General features: G+C 60.2%; 16 protein-coding genes. 8 read left to right on the plus strand and 8 right to left on the minus strand.

Annotation, left to right across the window (positions count from 1 at the left end):
• Positions 1 to 13 precede the first annotated feature (13 nt).
• Entirely contained in the window at positions 14 to 808 is a 795-nt protein-coding gene (locus tag OKW44_RS03475) for an enoyl-CoA hydratase/isomerase family protein (RefSeq protein WP_018425464.1), read from the plus strand.
• 63 nt (positions 809 to 871) lie between these two features.
• Positions 872 to 1,567 (plus strand): SDR family NAD(P)-dependent oxidoreductase, encoded by a 696-nt coding sequence (locus OKW44_RS03480; RefSeq protein WP_018425463.1) that lies wholly within the window; start codon positions 872 to 874, stop codon positions 1,565 to 1,567.
• 61 nt (positions 1,568 to 1,628) lie between these two features.
• Here OKW44_RS03480 and OKW44_RS03485 read toward each other — a convergent pair whose 3' ends face one another.
• The gene (locus tag OKW44_RS03485) at positions 1,629 to 2,780 is read right to left on the minus strand and encodes an NADH:flavin oxidoreductase (RefSeq protein WP_018425462.1); all 1,152 of its coding nucleotides are present in this window, start codon (positions 2,778 to 2,780) and stop codon (positions 1,629 to 1,631) included.
• Between OKW44_RS03485 and OKW44_RS03490 the strand changes: the two genes are divergently transcribed.
• Positions 2,780 to 3,364, plus strand: coding sequence for a PaaI family thioesterase (locus OKW44_RS03490; RefSeq protein ID WP_429409491.1), 585 nt, complete (start codon positions 2,780 to 2,782; stop codon positions 3,362 to 3,364). The genes OKW44_RS03485 and OKW44_RS03490 overlap by 1 nt on opposite strands.
• A 33-nt stretch (positions 3,365 to 3,397) precedes the next feature.
• On the opposite strand, the gene OKW44_RS03495 is transcribed toward OKW44_RS03490, so the two are convergent.
• The 7 genes from OKW44_RS03495 to OKW44_RS03525 form a co-directional block, all read right to left on the minus strand.
• On the minus strand, positions 3,398 to 4,096 hold the full coding sequence (locus OKW44_RS03495) for a TetR/AcrR family transcriptional regulator (RefSeq protein WP_239499276.1): 699 nt from the start codon (positions 4,094 to 4,096) through the stop codon (positions 3,398 to 3,400).
• A 113-nt stretch (positions 4,097 to 4,209) separates the two neighbouring features.
• Entirely contained in the window at positions 4,210 to 5,574 is a 1,365-nt protein-coding gene (locus tag OKW44_RS03500) for a hypothetical protein (RefSeq protein ID WP_018425459.1), read from the minus strand.
• Between the two features lie 30 nt (positions 5,575 to 5,604).
• Complete coding sequence (locus OKW44_RS03505; protein ID WP_018425458.1) at positions 5,605 to 6,456, minus strand: oxidoreductase; 852 nt, start codon at positions 6,454 to 6,456, stop codon at positions 5,605 to 5,607.
• A gap of 36 nt (positions 6,457 to 6,492) precedes the next feature.
• Complete coding sequence (locus OKW44_RS03510) at positions 6,493 to 7,878, minus strand: hypothetical protein (RefSeq protein WP_018425457.1); 1,386 nt, start codon at positions 7,876 to 7,878, stop codon at positions 6,493 to 6,495.
• Entirely contained in the window at positions 7,878 to 8,552 is a 675-nt protein-coding gene (locus tag OKW44_RS03515) for an acyl-CoA reductase (RefSeq protein ID WP_429410808.1), read from the minus strand. The genes OKW44_RS03510 and OKW44_RS03515 overlap by 1 nt, the downstream gene beginning before the upstream one ends.
• A complete protein-coding gene (locus OKW44_RS03520; RefSeq protein WP_429409494.1) occupies positions 8,552 to 9,124 on the minus strand; it encodes an acyl-CoA reductase in 573 nt (190 codons plus the stop codon). Before OKW44_RS03520 ends, OKW44_RS03515 begins: the two co-directional genes overlap by 1 nt.
• Before the next feature lie 293 nt (positions 9,125 to 9,417).
• Positions 9,418 to 9,915 carry a MarR family winged helix-turn-helix transcriptional regulator gene (locus OKW44_RS03525; protein WP_018425455.1) on the minus strand — a complete coding sequence of 166 codons (498 nt, stop codon included), beginning with the start codon at positions 9,913 to 9,915 and terminating at the stop codon, positions 9,418 to 9,420.
• Between the two features lie 112 nt (positions 9,916 to 10,027).
• On the opposite strand from OKW44_RS03525, the gene OKW44_RS03530 reads away from it, so the two are divergent.
• The 5 genes from OKW44_RS03530 (at position 10,028) to OKW44_RS03550 (ending at position 15,692) form a co-directional block, all read left to right on the plus strand.
• Entirely contained in the window at positions 10,028 to 11,167 is a 1,140-nt protein-coding gene (locus OKW44_RS03530; protein WP_239499275.1) for a phosphotransferase, read from the plus strand.
• A gap of 156 nt (positions 11,168 to 11,323) precedes the next feature.
• Positions 11,324 to 12,142, plus strand: a complete 819-nt coding sequence (locus OKW44_RS03535) for an SDR family NAD(P)-dependent oxidoreductase (protein WP_018425453.1) — start codon at positions 11,324 to 11,326, stop codon at positions 12,140 to 12,142.
• A gap of 229 nt (positions 12,143 to 12,371) precedes the next feature.
• A complete protein-coding gene (locus OKW44_RS03540; RefSeq protein ID WP_018425452.1) occupies positions 12,372 to 13,181 on the plus strand; it encodes an ArsR family transcriptional regulator in 810 nt (269 codons plus the stop codon).
• A 418-nt stretch (positions 13,182 to 13,599) separates the two neighbouring features.
• Complete coding sequence (locus tag OKW44_RS03545; protein ID WP_239499274.1) at positions 13,600 to 14,538, plus strand: alcohol dehydrogenase catalytic domain-containing protein; 939 nt, start codon at positions 13,600 to 13,602, stop codon at positions 14,536 to 14,538.
• A complete protein-coding gene (locus OKW44_RS03550) occupies positions 14,526 to 15,692 on the plus strand; it encodes a DUF1214 domain-containing protein (RefSeq protein ID WP_018425450.1) in 1,167 nt (388 codons plus the stop codon). Before OKW44_RS03545 ends, OKW44_RS03550 begins: the two co-directional genes overlap by 13 nt.
• Positions 15,693 to 15,719: the final 27 nt, after the last annotated feature.

Below are 15,719 nucleotides of genomic sequence, written 5' to 3' on the forward strand. Positions count from 1 at the left end.
GAACAGGCTAGCCATGAATATTTCGGACTATCAGGCGCTATTGCTCGAACGCGATGGCGGCGTCTTGACCGTTACGCTCAACCGGCCGGAAACGTTGAACGCGTTCGACGAGCAAATGGACATCGAGATGTCACGGCTCTTTCTGGATGTCGCCGAGGACGTCGAGACCCGTGTCGTTGTGTTGACGGGCGCAGGGCGGGCTTTTAGCGCGGGCGGCGATATCGAGCATATGCAGCAGGTCATCGACAACCCCACGCTGTTTCTCGAAGGCATGCAGCGTGCAAAGAAAATTGTCTTCTCGATGCTGGATTGTCCGAAGCCGGTCATCGCCAAGATCAACGGTCATGCAATTGGTCTCGGCGCGACGATCGCGCTGTTCTCGGATCTGAGCTACGCGGCCAATCACGCAAAGATTGGCGATCCGCACGTGAAAGTCGGCTTCGTGGCGGGCGATGGCGGCGCGGTGATCTGGCCGCAGCTCGTGGGCTATGCGAAGGCCAAGGAATACCTGTTGACGGGGGATCTCGTCACCGCGGAAGAGGCGGCACGACTGGGTCTCATCAATCATGCCGTACCGGCCGACCAACTGGATGCCGTGGTCGACGCGATGGCGAAGCGTCTCGCAAACGGCGCTTCGCGCGCCATCCAGTGGACCAAGGCGTCGATCAACATTGGCCTGAAGCAATTTGCGCATGCCATTCTCGACGCGTCGATTGCATACGAGGCGCTGTCGAACCTCACGGAAGACCATCAAGAGGCGGTCAACGCGTTTCGCGAGAAACGCGAGCCGGTGTTCAAGGGACGTTGAGCTTTTACAGTGTCCGGCGCCAGCGGTACAGGCGGCGCCGGGCGCGGCGAGGGAGGGATGCACATGCAACGGGTAGTGGCGATAACGGGTGGATTCGGCACGCTTGGGCGCACGGTTGGTCGCGTGTTTGCGGAGAACGGCTGGAAGGTCGCGCTGATCGACAAGGCGCTCGAGCCGGAGAACGCGAGCGCGGAGCAGCTGCACGCTTCCTGGTGGCGAGGAGGCGTCGAACTGACTGATCTCGATGCGGCGCGCTCGGCGCTTTCCGCGCTCGTCGAGCAGCTTGGCAAGCTCGATGCGATCGTCAACGTAGCGGGAGGCTTTAGCTGGGAAACGCTGGCGGACGGCAGTCTCGACACCTGGGATCTGATGTACCGGACGAACGTGCGCACGGCAGCGACTGCGTCGAAAGCGGCACTCGACTATATTGCCGACAGCGCGGAGGGCGGACGCATCATCAATATTGGAGCCGGCGCCGCGCTGAAGGCGGGTGCGGGCATGGGAGCGTATGCGGCCTCGAAGTCAGGGGTGATGCGTTTGACTGAGGCGCTGGCCGAAGAACTCAAAGGCCGATCCATTACCGTCAACGCTATCTTGCCAGGCATCATCGATACGCCACAGAACCGCAAGGATATGCCCGACGCTGACTTTTCCCGCTGGGTACGGCCTGAAGAAATCGCCGAGGTGATTCTCTTTCTCGCGTCTGGCGCCGCGTCGGGGGTGACCGGTGCGTTGATTCCTGTCACCGGGCGTACGTAAAGATCCCGAACCGGAAATAGCAGTTGACGCCCGAGTCAAGGCGCCAACTGCAAATCGCGTTTCAGGTGAGGTGTTCGAGCGAGTCGTTGCTGAACCCGAGGAACGGCTCGCCAAGCCGTGCGCGCCGCGCCCAGTTCGGATCATGTAGAAGCGAGCGTCCCACGCCAACAAGATCGAACTCGCTACGTGAGAAACGATCGAGCAGGGCAGTGAGGTCGGGCTGCGCCGCTGTCGCGGCCCCGGCCATTGAATCGTAGTAGCCCTTGTTAATGCCGATCCCACCAACAGTCATCGAAAGCTTGCCGGTTACCTTCTTCACCCAACCGGCGAGATTCATCTCTGAGCCCGCGAATTCCGCCCGGTTGAAATAGCGGGTGCTCGCCTCGAAGATGTCGACGCCAGCATCCGCGAGCGGCGCGAGAATGTGCTCGAGTTCGTGCGGGTCGTTGGCGAGACGCGCGCGGAAATCCTGCTGCTTCCACTGGGAGAAGCGGAACGTGATCGGCATCGTCGCGCCGATCGCTTCGCGGATTGCGCGGACAACTTCGGCGGCAAAGCGGCTGCGCGCCGTGAGATCCTTGCCCCATCGATCCGTGCGTTGATTGGTTTCTGCCCACAAAAAAGCGTCGATCAGATAGCCGTGAGCTCCGTGAATCGCGATGCCATCGAAGCCGGCGGCCGTCGCATAGCGCGCGCTTCGACCATAGGCTGCAATGACGTCCGCGATCTCGGCATCGGTCATCGGGCGAGTTGGCGGCATGACGCGCTCCATGTAACCTGCGTTGAGCGATGTCATTCGTCCTTCCGGTCCCCACAGTCCCGATGGGCGCAGTGGCGAGGCGCCCGGGAAGGGGCCCGTATTCGCCTCTTTCATGGGTCCCATATGCCACAACTGAGGAAAGATGATTCCGCCGCTAGCGTGAACTTCGTCCGTCACGCGTCGCCACGCGGCAACTGATTCCTCTCCGGCGAGCACGGGAATCGAATTTTCTCCGAGTCCGGCTTCGCCGAGCGCCGCGGGGTGATCGACGCCGACGCCTTCCGTGATGATCAGGCCTGTCTCGCCCTGCGCACGCCGCTTGTAGTAGGCGGCGACGTCACTACCGGGCAATCCGTTCGGCGAAAAGCCGCGAGTCATGGGTGACATGACGATACGGTTGGCAAGCGTGACCCCGCGCACGGCGAGGGGCGAAAAGAGCGAATTGGTATCCATTGGACATTCACATAGGTGACTTGTGTGCGAATAATGATACGCTATGTTCTATCGATGAAAAAGCAATATTGGCGCCGTCTCGTGTGTGTGTGCAGGCGGCGTTGAACAGGAGGATTGCATTGGAGCAAGCAGACTCATTGGCGGTAGACGCGCTCGAAGAGAGCGGCGCAAAGCTCATCCCGGAGGGCTTTGCACTGATGCCGGAGTTCGGTCCCTTCCATCGGATGTTCGGACCTACCTACTTTCGCAAGAGCGAACGCGGACACATCGTCGGCATGTACGTTCGCGAAGCGCATCGCAACCTTGGCCACATGATGCACGGGGGCGCTGTTTGCATGCTGGCAGACACCGCCATCACGTGGGCGAGCAAGTATTCGCGTCAACCAGCCGTCAGGGTGTTGACGACTGGCTTGACGGTCAATTTCATGGGGAACGCGGAGCCGGGCGACTGGGTGGAAGCACACGTCGACGTTCTACGTTCGGGAAAGCGGGTGATTTTCTCCGACTGCCGGATCTGGGCGAATGCGAAATGCATCGCCCAGGCGTCGGGGCAATTCCAGGTGATGGGTGAAATTGACAGCTAGTGCGTCGGCGAGACCTGGATGGCCGCGCGAACGTTACGGCATTGACCGGGCTCGAACCTTATCCAGTGCCGCACGGTACCTCCACGCGGTCAACAGAAGCCGATGAATCCGCTCAGCCCGGCGTTTCCGTTCGGAACGGGTGGTCTGAACCGCGAGATGCACTTCGGGCGCGCCTGTGACCAGTGTGAGAAGATCGCGCGCCGCGTTCGAGGGATCGTCGATGGCGATTACGCCGCTGAGCGCGGCGGCTTCCAGAACGCCGGTTAGCGGCTCCAGCATCGTCACCACGAACTGCAGAAACTGCCTTGCGACATCGGGAAAGCGAATCGCCTCGCCAATGACCATGCGTGAAGTGTGCATGCTGTCCGGTATTGCCATGTGTTCGACGAGCGCATCGATAAGGTATGCCATGTTCGTAGAAAAATCGCGGCCCGGTTCCAGGTGCTCCGAGATCTTGCCCCGCAGATCGGCCATCCCGCGCCAGACGATGGAGCGAAAAAGCTCTTCTTTCGTGCCGAACTGGCGATACACGGTCGTTTTGCTGACGCCAGCCAGCGATGCGATTTCCTCGACCCTGGCGGCGCCGAAACCTTCTCTGATGAACACGGATTTGGCGGCGTCGAGCAGCCGCTCGCGCAACTGAACTGCATCGTCGTGGGTGGGCCGGCCAGCCGTTCGAGGTTTGTCCGCCGCAGCGAGCCGCGAGGCTCCGTTGGGAGCCTGAACTGACATAGGTTTGTACATCGGGGAGTGTTTGATGTCGGAATCAGAACATCAGTATACTCATGAGCCCAAGGGGGCGCCAGTAATGGCGCCCCTGGGGCTCGGACCGCGCGCAGCAGGGCTCAAACGTTGATCATGCCACGTACATACGACTCCATCGTGCCGGCGCACGAGAGCTTGTCTTCGCCTTCTTCGAGATCGGCGTAGCGGCCGACTTGACGGACCAGCGGCCCCTGCAGGCCGTCGGTGTTCTCCGCCGGTGAAAAGTCGACCACGACCTTGTCGCCAGTGATGAAACCACCCCAGTATCCTTCGGCCAGCAGGTCGAAAAACGCGAAGCGCCCCTCAACGACGCCCAGTCCATCCGCAGGATTCAGCAGTTGCTCTCCCGCCTTGTCGAGGACGAACGGGACGATCCACGGGCAGATTGCATAACCCTGCGCAACTTCCGACCAGGGGCCGGTTCCGATCATCTCGGACATGCCATAACTGTTCTGGACGTTCTCGGCACGAATACCGTAGAAGCGGATGATTTGCTCCCGATAGTCGGCGGGGGCCGAGGTGCCCTTCAAGCCGCCACCGGTGGTGATTACCGTATCCGGATGGCAGATGCCATCGGCGATGCCGCGCTGACGGGCGCGCTCGATGAGCGTCCAGTGCAACGACCAGTTGCCCTGGACGAGCACCGGAACTTCGCGCTGCGCGGTTAGCTTGTCGAGAAACCGGTCGATCATCTTGCCGGTATGACGCTGGCGCGCCACCGCCTGCTCCTGAAACGCCGCGACCTCGCTCGGTTTCGCGGAGCCGTCGGCGATTGCGCGGCGCATGCGGCCCATCGAAATCGTTGCGGATGCGAGCACCGGTTCGTCGAACATCAGCGTGGTTTCCGCGCCGAGCCGTTGCGCTGCGTTCAGTACCGGTTCGATATGCCGATGCGCGCCGGCAGGCGGCATCATGAGGAAAGCCGGGCGCTTGCCGAAATCTCTTCGGATCATTGCGTTGCCGTAGACGCCCAGCTTCACGCACGACTCGGTGACATTGTCGAGATCGGCTTGCGTCTGACTGATGAAGCTGCACTTGCCGGATGTGCCGCTCGAGCTGAAAACATGGTGTCCCGCTGTGCGCAGACGGTCCATCCATGCGTCGACGTTGTCCACGCCGTCCAGATCGACTTCGGCCACCCGTTTGCTCGAGAGCGTTTGCAGCCATGCCGAAAGATGCTTCCAGCGGCCGTTGTCGATGAATGACTCGGGGTAGCTCTTGTAGATCTGATGCGCGAACAGCAGGGGCACCATATCTTCATGGCGGGTCACCTCGTTGACGCCGACATCTTCCGCTCTGCGACGCAGTAGCCTGATCCGTTCGCGGCGCTCGGCGAAGCGCTCTTTCATGGCAGCGAGCTGAAGCTCGCGAAGGTTATCGGGGTGCTTGCGAAACGGGTCGCTTTCACCGCGCAGCATTGCATAGAACGGGTCCAAAGCGGACATGTCGTCTCCAGGGCTATGAGTTGCCAGGCGTCAGTGGTCGAAGTCGGTGGAACTCGACACGTCGAGCCAGGCTTCGAGGTCGTGTTGCACGGACGAAAGTTTCTTCCGAACAAGGTCGACGGCGTCCGGACCTAGCGGTAGCCGCAGCGGTGGGGTGTCTGCGGAAACCGCGCGCACGATGGCGTCGGCAGCCCTTGCCGGGTCGCCCGTCTGCGTGCCGTGGTAGCTGCTCATGTAACGACGCATCTTGCCCACGGTCTCCGTATAGACGGGTGATTCGACCTCGCTCCACTTCAGCGATCCGCCTGCGAAATTGGTGCGGAAGCCACCCGGCTCGACCACGGTCACACGAATCCCGAACGGGCTCAGTTCACGAGCGAGCGATTCGGAAAGCCCTTCGATCGCATGCTTCGAAGCGCAATAGAAACTGCAGCCCGTGATGCCGATCACCCCGGCAACCGACGAGAAGTTCACGACATGACCGCGGCCGCGCTCGCGAAAATGAGGCAGTACGGCACGTATCACGTTGACCGTTCCAAACACGTTGGTATCGAACAGCTGACGTGCTTCCGCGTCGGAGACCTCTTCAAATGCGCCGAACAGACCGTAGCCCGCGTTGTTGACGAGTACGTCGATGGGTCCCGCGCGCTCGATGGCCTGCTCGACGGCGCGAGGCACCGCCGCCGCGTCGGTCACGTCAAGCAGCACACAGTGGGCGCGTCCGGGTGCGAGATTTTCGAATGGCGTGATCTGTGCGTCATTCCGAACGGTCCCGACCACTTTGTCGCCGCGAGCGAGGACCGCCTCCGCAAGCGAGCGGCCGAAGCCGGACGAAACGCCGGTAATGAACCACACGGGTGGGTTGGTCTGTTTTTCAGTCATTGTCGATTGACCTTCAGATGAGTAGCAAACATCGATTTAATTGGCGGTCCGGGCCTCGGTCATGTCGGCGATCTCTCCGCGGACGTAGGCGTCGATCGTTCCCGCGCAAGACAGCTTGTCGTCGCCGCCGGGCAAATCCTTGTAGCGCACCACGTCGCGAATGATGGGCGTGCGCACGCTGTCGATGCCGTGACCGAACTCCACGGTGACCTTGTCGCCGCTGATCAGGCCGCCCCAGCGCCCATCCGAGAGCAGGTCGATCATGGCGAGCCGTCCCTCGACGATGCCTTTCCCGTCCGCAGGATTCAGCAGTTGTTCGCCGGTCGAGTCGAGCACCAGCGGGACGAGCCAGGGCGGGACCGTCCACGCCTTCGCTTCGTGAAACCACGGGCAAAAGCCAGATATTTCGCCCATGCCGTAGCCGTCGTTGAAGTTGGTCGCGTTGAAGTTGAAGAAGCGCTCACACTGTTGCTGGAAATCTTCTGGCAGATTCGCACCTTTCTTGCCGCCGCCGATACTAATGATCGTGTCGGGGTGAAAGTCGGCGTCGGGAATGCCACGCTGGCGCGCCGTGGCGACGATCTGATAAAGCATGCCCATCATGCCCATGATGAACATCGGCTCGTGACGCCGTTCGAGAAGTTGGTCGATGAACTGCCGGAAATCGGCTTGTACGCGTTCGCTGCGTTCTCGACTTTCGTTCTGGAAGGCTTCGATTTCACTGGGGAGCGCGGTGCCGTCCGCGATGGCCCGCCGCATGCGCGCCATGCGCGTGGTGTGCGCGGCGCTTTGCGGCACATCCGACATGTAATGAAGGTCGCCCGGCATCGCAATCGATTCGGCGAATTTCGCCATGCGCTCCGTTCCAGTGTAGGAGCCGGAGGAGGGCGTCAGAAGGAACACGGGATAGCGACGCGACGGATCGCGCATGCCGCTCGCCGCCCAGCGAATGCCTTGGGAGAGGAGGCGCCAGCCGAGTTCGCGGTCGGCTTCGCTCTGGTAAATGAAGGACTGCTTGCCCGAGGTTCCACTCGAGCTCATCACGTAGTGGCCGTTTCGACGCAGCGCATGGATCCAGTCGTCGAGATCGGCGATCGTGCCGTAGTCGAGTTCGTCGATCTTGCGGGTTGTGAGCGTTTGAAGCCACGCCGTGAGGTGGCGCCATTTTCCCTGCTCGATGAACGAATCGGGATAGCTCTTGTAGACGGAGTCGGCAAAAAGCAATGGCACGGCGTCGCTCATGCTCTTCACTTCCGTCACTCCGGCCTCGCTGGCTCGCTTGTCGAGAATGCGAATCTGCTGCCGGCGCTGCGCGAAGCGCTCGCGCACGGCTTGCAGTTGCGCGGCCTGGAGGCTTTCCGGCGCGTTGCGGAAGGGGTCTTGAAGATCCGTGAGTTGAAGCAGCGTGGAAAGGGCTTGCATTATTGCTTCTCCTCCGGATTCGGGCCCGATTCCTCCGAGACCCATTTCATGAATCGATGGATCGGGAACATGCCGTCGTGCGGATAGCCGCCAACCCCATCTGAAATAGACTCGCCCAGTGCCACGATGCGTTGGACGCCAGCGCACGCGAGCGCGTCGCGCACCTCTGTGACCCGGTGCGGCGGATAGATGCCGACCGTTTGCGTGGCGACGGTCGCATAGCGCGCACCGTCGCGCAGGCTTGCCACGGGAACGACGTTGACGGTCTTGCAAATGGGATGAAAATCGACCATTTCTTCCGAGCGAATGACGAGCCCCTTGCCGTCGTATCCGCCGAACACCCGGTAGAGCGGTTCCATCTCACGCAGCACATCAACCGCTTCGCGAATATCGCTGGGCACCAGCGGGCCCTGGCCGTCGCCATAGCGAAAGTCCTGGCCGAGCGCCAGCGCTAGTTGCCCGGCATAGCGGTCGGCGTCGTCTTCGTCGCCTTCGATGAATTGATACCGGCTCGCATTGCACGCGTCCTGGTTGAACGACAGCACATCGGCTGCGCCGGCACGCGCGACGTCGCGCAGCACCTCGTCGGATGCAAAGGCTTCACGGCCGACCAGCGAGATAGATACCTTCGGATCGAACGCGACCAGCTCGAGCCCGGGGCCAGCGTAGCGCATCACGTGCCGAACCGCGCTGTCGCCGCCCCATACGACAATCTTGTCGAAGTACTGCGGACGATAAAGAATCGACTCGACATTTTCGTCTCCACCCCGCGCCAATACGCAGCCGAAAACGACTGGGTGACGGGATGATCCGGGTCGATGTCGGCCATCGTGCGCAGAATTGCAGTGGCCGTGAAAAGATCGTTCGAAGGGAGCTTGAGCAGGTGGACGCCTTTCGTCAGCGCCGCGCGCATGACCGTCATGGCAGCCACCATCGGCGAGTTGCCTGCGAGCACATGTACGAGGCGCGGTGGAAACGCGCGCAGACGACTCGGGCGCCCGCGCAGCGTGCGCGCCACCCAACCGTCGACGAGGCGCGCATCGCCAAGACTTATGCGCAACTCGTCCTCGATCACCTCGCGTGCGAAAAGGTTGGGAATGTCGCGATAGCAGTTTTCGAGAATCCGTCGCCCGAGCGGACTCACTTTGATCATTGACTCGAGCGCGGCCTGCATCAGCGGATTGACGTCCAGATGCAAACGCGGCCCCAGCTCGACAAGAAAGTCGATAACCTTCGCAATCGGCATATCGAAGGCGGGGCCTGACTCAGCTCGCGGCCACACGAGGTCGTCAAGGTCGATCCTGGGTGTGCAGAACCCTTGGCCAAGATCACGCGATACGTGCCTGATGGCGCTTCCGTTGACAGTGCGACCGCGATATACGTGAGGAACCGGCAGCGGCACGAGGCTGGGCTCCTGCGCCGGGTTCCCGCGTTGCCTTTCCGTTGTTTCGGGGTGCTCCATAAAAGCTCCTTTTCAAATATCGATGCGCGTTGACTTGGGGCGCAGACGCTGGTCCGTTCCGAGCTTGCTATCGCTAGTCAGCTCAGATTGACGATCATCCGATCGAGTAAATGTTTGACGGTTCGGACTTCTTCGACCGTGAAGCCGCGAAGCTGCCGATTGCTTGCATCGACGATGTGCGGCAGGGTTCCGCGCAACAACTGGCGGCCGTTTTCAGTCAGTGTGAGCTCGACACAGCGTCGGTCGGAAGTGCTGCGAATTCGTTCAATCAATCCTCTTTTTTCAAGCGAATCGAGCTTGCGGGTCATGATGCTGCTGTCAGCGAGCAGCACCCGGCACAAGGCGGTAGGTGTGCGAGCACGTCCGTCGTACAGTGCTTTCAGGATTCCCCACTGTATTGCTGAAAGCTCGCTCGCAGCGAGCTTTCCGTCGATTTCCGCGCCAAGCAGAAGACGAACCAGGTTCATCTTGAACGCGACACTATCTTCAGTACGGTATTCCTCTGGCGCAAGTCTCTGTGCGAGTTCGGCGCCAGCCGGTTCTCGCTCGAGCGTGACGGAGTCGGACAGATTCATCGATTTCCTGCCAAAAAAGTAGCTGCATTTGCAAGCAACTATATGCACGGCATTCGAAATATGCAACGATAGGCGAGGTGTGGTTTTCCCCATGTTGCGACGGGGAGCAGGTATGCGCGACGATGCGCACGCGTCTTTTTGTTTGCAATCTTCGGGAGGAACCTTGTCGGAATCTGGTGTGGTAAGTGACATGGCGTTGCCTGTCGCTGTTGAGGAAGTGACCGCAAAGTGGCTAAGCTCCGCGATCGCGTTCCGCTTTCCCGGCGCCGAAGTAACTTCGTGCAGGCACGTGGCGGTATTGGCGGGCACGTCGACCAAGGTACGCGTCGCGCTCGAGTACAACGACGCGGGACAGGCAATGGCGCTGCCGGCACGCATGATCGTCAAAGGCGGTTTCGAGGATCACAGTCCTTCGATGAGAGACATGTATCGCAACGAAATGCGTTTTTATCGCGACGTTCTACCGTTCATCAATATGAACGCGCCTAGATGCTTTTTTGCAGGCACGGATCCTGACGCCTGGCAATCGGTCGTAGTGATGGAAGACCTGAGCGAGCGTAACGTTCAGTTTTGCCGTGCCCAGCAATCGCAGGGCTACGAACAAGTCGCCCTACGGTTGAGTGCGATGGCGCGCTATCACGCGCAAACATGGAACAGCCGGGAGTTCGACAAGGGCGGTCGGCTCGAATGGGTGGGAGAGCGTTTTTCGGACTGGTCGCTGGAATACCAGAACCGATATCTCGAACCGGACGTCTGGGCGCACTACATATCGCTGCCGAGAGGAGCGGCAGTAAGCCGGTATCTGCACGATCGGGACTGGATGATGGCATCTCTCGCGCGCATTGCGCGCGAACATAAGAGCAAACCGGTATGCCTTATTCACGGCGATACGCATCTGGGAAATCTGTACGTCGAAGCTGACGGGACGCCAGGTTTTTTCGATGCCCAGGTCAGTCGGGCACCCTGGAGCCTCGAGGTCGCCTATCACATAGGGTGCGCACTCGATATCGAGGACCGTCGCTCATGGGAGCGGTCGCTGCTCGAACACTATCTCTCGCAGTTGGCGATTGGCGGGGTCGAGGCGCCCGATTTCGACGAAGCGTGGAACGACTATCGACGCGATCTCGCGTATGGATACTTCATCTTTGCGATTAACGAAACCCGCTTCCAGACCGAAGCAGTGAACACCGCGTATGCGGCACGCTTTGGCGCGGCATTGGTGGATCACGGCACGGTGGGCGAATCGACATGATCCAGGCCAATAATGCAACCGTATGTTGCATTATTGGCTTCGCGAGACTAAGCTCGACCATCGGCAGCCTCCTGCGAGTTATGGCTTGAACGTGAACGTGCAGATGCTCGCTCGAACGTTCAAGATGACAATCGACTTTCATCAACCGATTACAGCATGCCCGTTCCGAAAATCTTTCATCAACGTTTAAGCGGCAAGATCGCGATCGTGACCGGCGCAGGATCGCTCGGTCAGGGTTTTGGCACGGGCAAGGCCATTGCCTGTCTTTTTGCGGCGGAGGGCGCGTCCGTCTGTCTCGTCGATCAGCAGTACGAGCGGGCGGCGGAAACGCTCGCACTGATCACGGAAGCGGGCGGCCGAGCGTTCGTATCGACCGGCGATATCACGGATGGCGCTGTCTGCGCGCGCATTGTCGAAGAGACCGTTCAGCGGTATGGAGGCCTGGACATTCTCATCAACAACGTCGGTATCTCAGGCGCGCCGGGGCGATTGGAGGACGTCGACGAAGCGTCCTGGGACCGTGTGATCGACGTCAATCTGAAAAGTGCGTTCTTGATGAGCCGAAGTGCGGTGCCGAAGATCGTGGCGCGCGGAAGCGGGGCCATTGTCAACATCGGTTCGGTCGCAGGCATCCGCAGCCACGGGTCGGCCGCGTATGGCTCGTCAAAGGCGGCAATGGTCGGCTTTACGCGTGAACTCGCGGTGATGTACGGCAGCGATCAGGTTCGTGCCAACGCGATTGCTCCGGGGCATATTTTTACGCCAATGGTGGAAAGCATGCTTGACGACAAGGCTCGCGAACGTCGCCGCAAGATCGCGCCTCTCCCATTGGAGGGAGATGCATGGGACGTCGCGGCCGCCGCGCTGTTTCTCGCCAGCGACGAATCGCGATTCATTACCGGCACGTGTTTACCCGTGGACGGTGGCGTGACGCAGATTGCGGCGCTTGCGGCGTACGATCTGGTCCAGCAATAGCCACCGTATCGGGCCGGGTACGTCGGGCAGCAAAGCGTCACTTTTCGCTGTGCTTTCCTGGTCAAATTTTCTGGTAACTTAGCGGGGCCGAATTTGACCCGCGTTGCAGGAAACGGCACCTGTCTGGCATTGGCATGGCCGTCGAATTGCGGTTAATGCCAATCGCCCCTTTGCTCGGCACGCGTTTTTGCGATCCGAGAGGCGAGGGTCTCCACCGATCGATGATGGCATGACTGCTCGCAAGGCCGCAGATTCGCTTTTTGCCGCGTTAGCGGACGCTTCCAGACGACAACTGTTGGCGCTGCTGAGCAAGGGGGCGCAAAGCGCAGCCGCATTGGCGCGTGAACTGAACATGTCACGTGCGGGGGTGACGCGTCACCTGAATGCGCTTGACGAGGCCGGCTGGATCGATGTTGCTGTCGATAACAATGGCGAGGCGTTCTATTCGAGACGTTCTCAGGCTGAAGCACAATTCCTGACGGAATGCGTAGCGTTGCAGAAGTCAGCATGCCCTGAAGATGGCGATGCGTTGGACCAACAGGCCGCAGTGTGGGCGCGCGAGTGGCCAGCGGAGGACGCGAACATCTATCTGATCGGGCAACGACTTCTACGGCTATCTGCGCACATCGACCGGGCGCTCAAGGAAGCCGCTGCGAGTCAAGGCCTGCTGGCAGCCGAACTATTGCTATTGGACGCGCTTCTGGTTTCAGGGCCACCGTATACCCAGTCTCCAACGCAACTGCAAAAACCACTGGCGATGACGCTCGGCGGCATCACCAAGTGCGTCAGCAGACTTGAGCAGATCGGCTTGGTGGAGCGCTTGCCGGATCCGGCGGATGGGCGTGGAATTCTCGTGCGAATGAAGTCACGGGCGCGCAAGGTTTTAACGAACATTCTCCATGAGGGGACGTATGGCACCGACTGGGTGGCATCCAGTCATATGACGCCTGAGCGGCGAGCGGCACTGTCGATTTTGTTGCGGGAACTGCATCTGTTCGCGGACGCAGAGGCCGCACGTCGGAGTGCCGAGCGCGCCTGACATAGTTGCGGTGCTCACCGTCTCGATAGCAACGCCTGACTCATCGCCATCTCGGCTGGCAACAAGCGCGCAAGACGCAAGACCAGTCACAGGCCCGCGTTCTTAGCGGGCCTTCTTCTGCGTCTTTTGTTGCCTCCGACGCATCTGGTGGCAATCACCACTTCCCCACAACGATACCTTGCCGAGCGATAGCTCCGCGGCAACGCATTGGAGCGCTGTCTTCTCGTGCTCGCTCGGTACAAACACCAGGATTAACCGAGATACTTTCCCAGTAAAGTAGATTTACAGATGTTGGTGACGAGCAGGACATTCACGCCAAACGGAGATCCGAGCGATGAGGGCCGCGTATTTCACGAGGGTAGGTTTGCCGCTGGAAGTTAGGAGTGTTGCCGATCCCAGTCCAGCAGCCGGAGAAGTCGTGCTAAAGATTCACCGCTGCGGTATTTGCGGATCGGATCTTCACATGACGGATGGGCACGCTCCGCATTTCACGCTTCCAGAAAATTCAACACTTGGCCACGAATTCGCTGGCGAGGTGATTGCCCTGGGAAAGGGTGTAGAGAAGCTGAAGGTTGGCGACCCAGTTACCGCGCTGCCGTTCGTCGGATGCGGGCACTGCGCGACTTGTCTATCCGGCAAGCCCAACTTTTGCGCGCATTTCAAGGGCGCCGCCGCCGGGTTCGCTCAGTATGCAGTCATGACCGAGCGCGTAACGACCAGGCTCCCGAAGACGTTGAGCATGGAGGACGGCGCACTGATCGAACCAATGGCGGTTGGCTTGCACGGCGTTGCGTTGGCAAAACTCACGCCGGGTGCGAAAGCGCTCGTGATTGGCGCGGGTCCCGTCGGGCTCGCGGCGACGTTCTGGGCCCGCCGCCTCGGCGCCGGACGCATCGTCGTCACCGCTTCCTCACTGCGGCGCGAAGCGCTTGCGCGGCACATGGGTGCGGACGAGTTCGTAGTTCCGGAGGAGGGGCAGGATCTGGCGGCGCTGGCTGGCGAAGCTCTTAAGGGTTCACCAGACGTCGTTTTCGAATGCGCAGGGCAAAAGGATCTGATTGCGAAGGCGATTCATTGCGTCAAGCCGCGGGGTGACGTCGTAGTGCTCGGCTTCTGCACGGTGCCAGATCAATTTATCCCGGCAGTAGCGGTGTGGAAGGAAGTGCGAATTCAGTTCGCTGTCACCTACAGTATGCAAGAGTTCACTCATGTCGCTAACGTGTTCGACGCGGGCTGTGTCGAACCGCGCGCGATGATCACGGATCGTGTGTCTCTCGACGCGTTGCCCGAGATGTTTGAGGCTCTGCGCAATCGCTCGACGCAATGCAAGGTAATGGTGAATCCATGGCTGAGCTGAAATCCTGGCGCGACTATCTCTCCCAGTTGGCAACCGCGGACAGTCTGCTCGAATTGACTGAAACACCCAGCGATCCTCAAACACGCGCGGAGCTGTATCGGCAGTTTCAGATGAATCTTTCGCTGGCCTACTTCATCTACTTCCAATCCGATCCGTTTCATCCTGACTGGCTGCCCTTCCTTAACTCAGTCTTCATGCTGCAGCCGAATCCCGACGATACCTATTTCGTCGCACCGTTGCGAGGAGACCTGCGATACCGGATAGTCGGAGAGCGCGGCAGCGTGCATTTGCTGACGCTCGACCTCGGCCGCGGGATCATGGGCACTACCGATGAAGCCCATCCGCCGCTCGGTCAGTTCGACCTCGACGACGTAGAAATTGGCGATGACGGCAGCTTCGAAATTTTGTTGAGCGCACGGCGTCCTGCCGGGTACGACGGCAACTGGATCGAGCTGCATCGCGAGGCTGACTTCGCCATGCTGCGCCAGCGCTCTTATGCATGGGGAAGGGAACGCGACGCGCGAATCGCTATCGAGTGCCTCGATGCTCCCCTGTTGAAGCCGTCGATGGGCCACGAGGAGATCGCGAGGCGTACCGGCGAGTTGATGGACTACGCGGAGCGCTTGTCACGTCGCTGGCTCACCCATATGCAGCAACTGCGCACGCGAATCAAGGTGAACGAGTTCGAGTTTTTCGCGTTCGGCGGTGGGCTCGCGAAGCAGGCGTACTGGCAGGCCATTTTCGATTTCGGTGATGACGAAGCGCTCATTCTCGAAACCGCGCTGCCGCAGACGCGCCGCTACTGGAACGTGCAATTGAACGACACACTGTTCAACGCGCTTGACTATATCGATCACCAAAGCAGCCTCAATGGGCATCAGGCACACGTCGACGACGACGGCCATTTTCGCGCGGTGATTGCTCATCGCGATCCCGGTGTCCTGAACTGGCTGGATACATGCGGCGTCAATCGTGGGACTGCGATAGGCAGATGGTATGGGTGTAGCTCGGAACCAGTTCCGACACTCAAACGTGTGCCGCTTTGCGAGTTGCGCAATCACTTGCCGGCAGGAACTCGCTTCATAGAGGCGAGCGAGCGCGGCAGACTTCTGCGCGAGAGACGCATAGGTGCGCAGTTGAGACGGCGGTGGTAGCGACAAGAATGGATTTCGGGAGACAAC

The organism is Paraburkholderia lebeckiae, from assembly GCF_050436325.1.
GTDB lineage: Bacteria > Pseudomonadota > Gammaproteobacteria > Burkholderiales > Burkholderiaceae > Paraburkholderia > Paraburkholderia tuberum.

Coding starts and splice junctions, on each gene's coding strand:
- OKW44_RS03475 (WP_018425464.1), top strand. CDS start 14: ATGAATATTTCGGACTATCAGGCGCTATTGCTCGAACGCGATGGCGGC.
- OKW44_RS03480 (WP_018425463.1), top strand. CDS start 872: ATGCAACGGGTAGTGGCGATAACGGGTGGATTCGGCACGCTTGGGCGC.
- OKW44_RS03485 (WP_018425462.1), bottom strand. CDS start 2,780: ATGGATACCAATTCGCTCTTTTCGCCCCTCGCCGTGCGCGGGGTCACG.
- OKW44_RS03495 (WP_239499276.1), bottom strand. CDS start 4,096: ATGTCAGTTCAGGCTCCCAACGGAGCCTCGCGGCTCGCTGCGGCGGAC.
- OKW44_RS03500 (WP_018425459.1), bottom strand. CDS start 5,574: ATGTCCGCTTTGGACCCGTTCTATGCAATGCTGCGCGGTGAAAGCGAC.
- OKW44_RS03505 (WP_018425458.1), bottom strand. CDS start 6,456: ATGACTGAAAAACAGACCAACCCACCCGTGTGGTTCATTACCGGCGTT.
- OKW44_RS03510 (WP_018425457.1), bottom strand. CDS start 7,878: ATGCAAGCCCTTTCCACGCTGCTTCAACTCACGGATCTTCAAGACCCC.
- OKW44_RS03515 (WP_429410808.1), bottom strand. CDS start 8,552: ATGCGCTACGCTGGCCCCGGGCTCGAGCTGGTCGCGTTCGATCCGAAG.
- OKW44_RS03520 (WP_429409494.1), bottom strand. CDS start 9,124: ATGCCGATTGCGAAGGTTATCGACTTTCTTGTCGAGCTGGGGCCGCGT.
- OKW44_RS03525 (WP_018425455.1), bottom strand. CDS start 9,915: ATGAATCTGTCCGACTCCGTCACGCTCGAGCGAGAACCGGCTGGCGCC.
- OKW44_RS03530 (WP_239499275.1), top strand. CDS start 10,028: ATGCGCGACGATGCGCACGCGTCTTTTTGTTTGCAATCTTCGGGAGGA.
- OKW44_RS03535 (WP_018425453.1), top strand. CDS start 11,324: ATGCCCGTTCCGAAAATCTTTCATCAACGTTTAAGCGGCAAGATCGCG.
- OKW44_RS03540 (WP_018425452.1), top strand. CDS start 12,372: ATGACTGCTCGCAAGGCCGCAGATTCGCTTTTTGCCGCGTTAGCGGAC.
- OKW44_RS03550 (WP_018425450.1), top strand. CDS start 14,526: ATGGCTGAGCTGAAATCCTGGCGCGACTATCTCTCCCAGTTGGCAACC.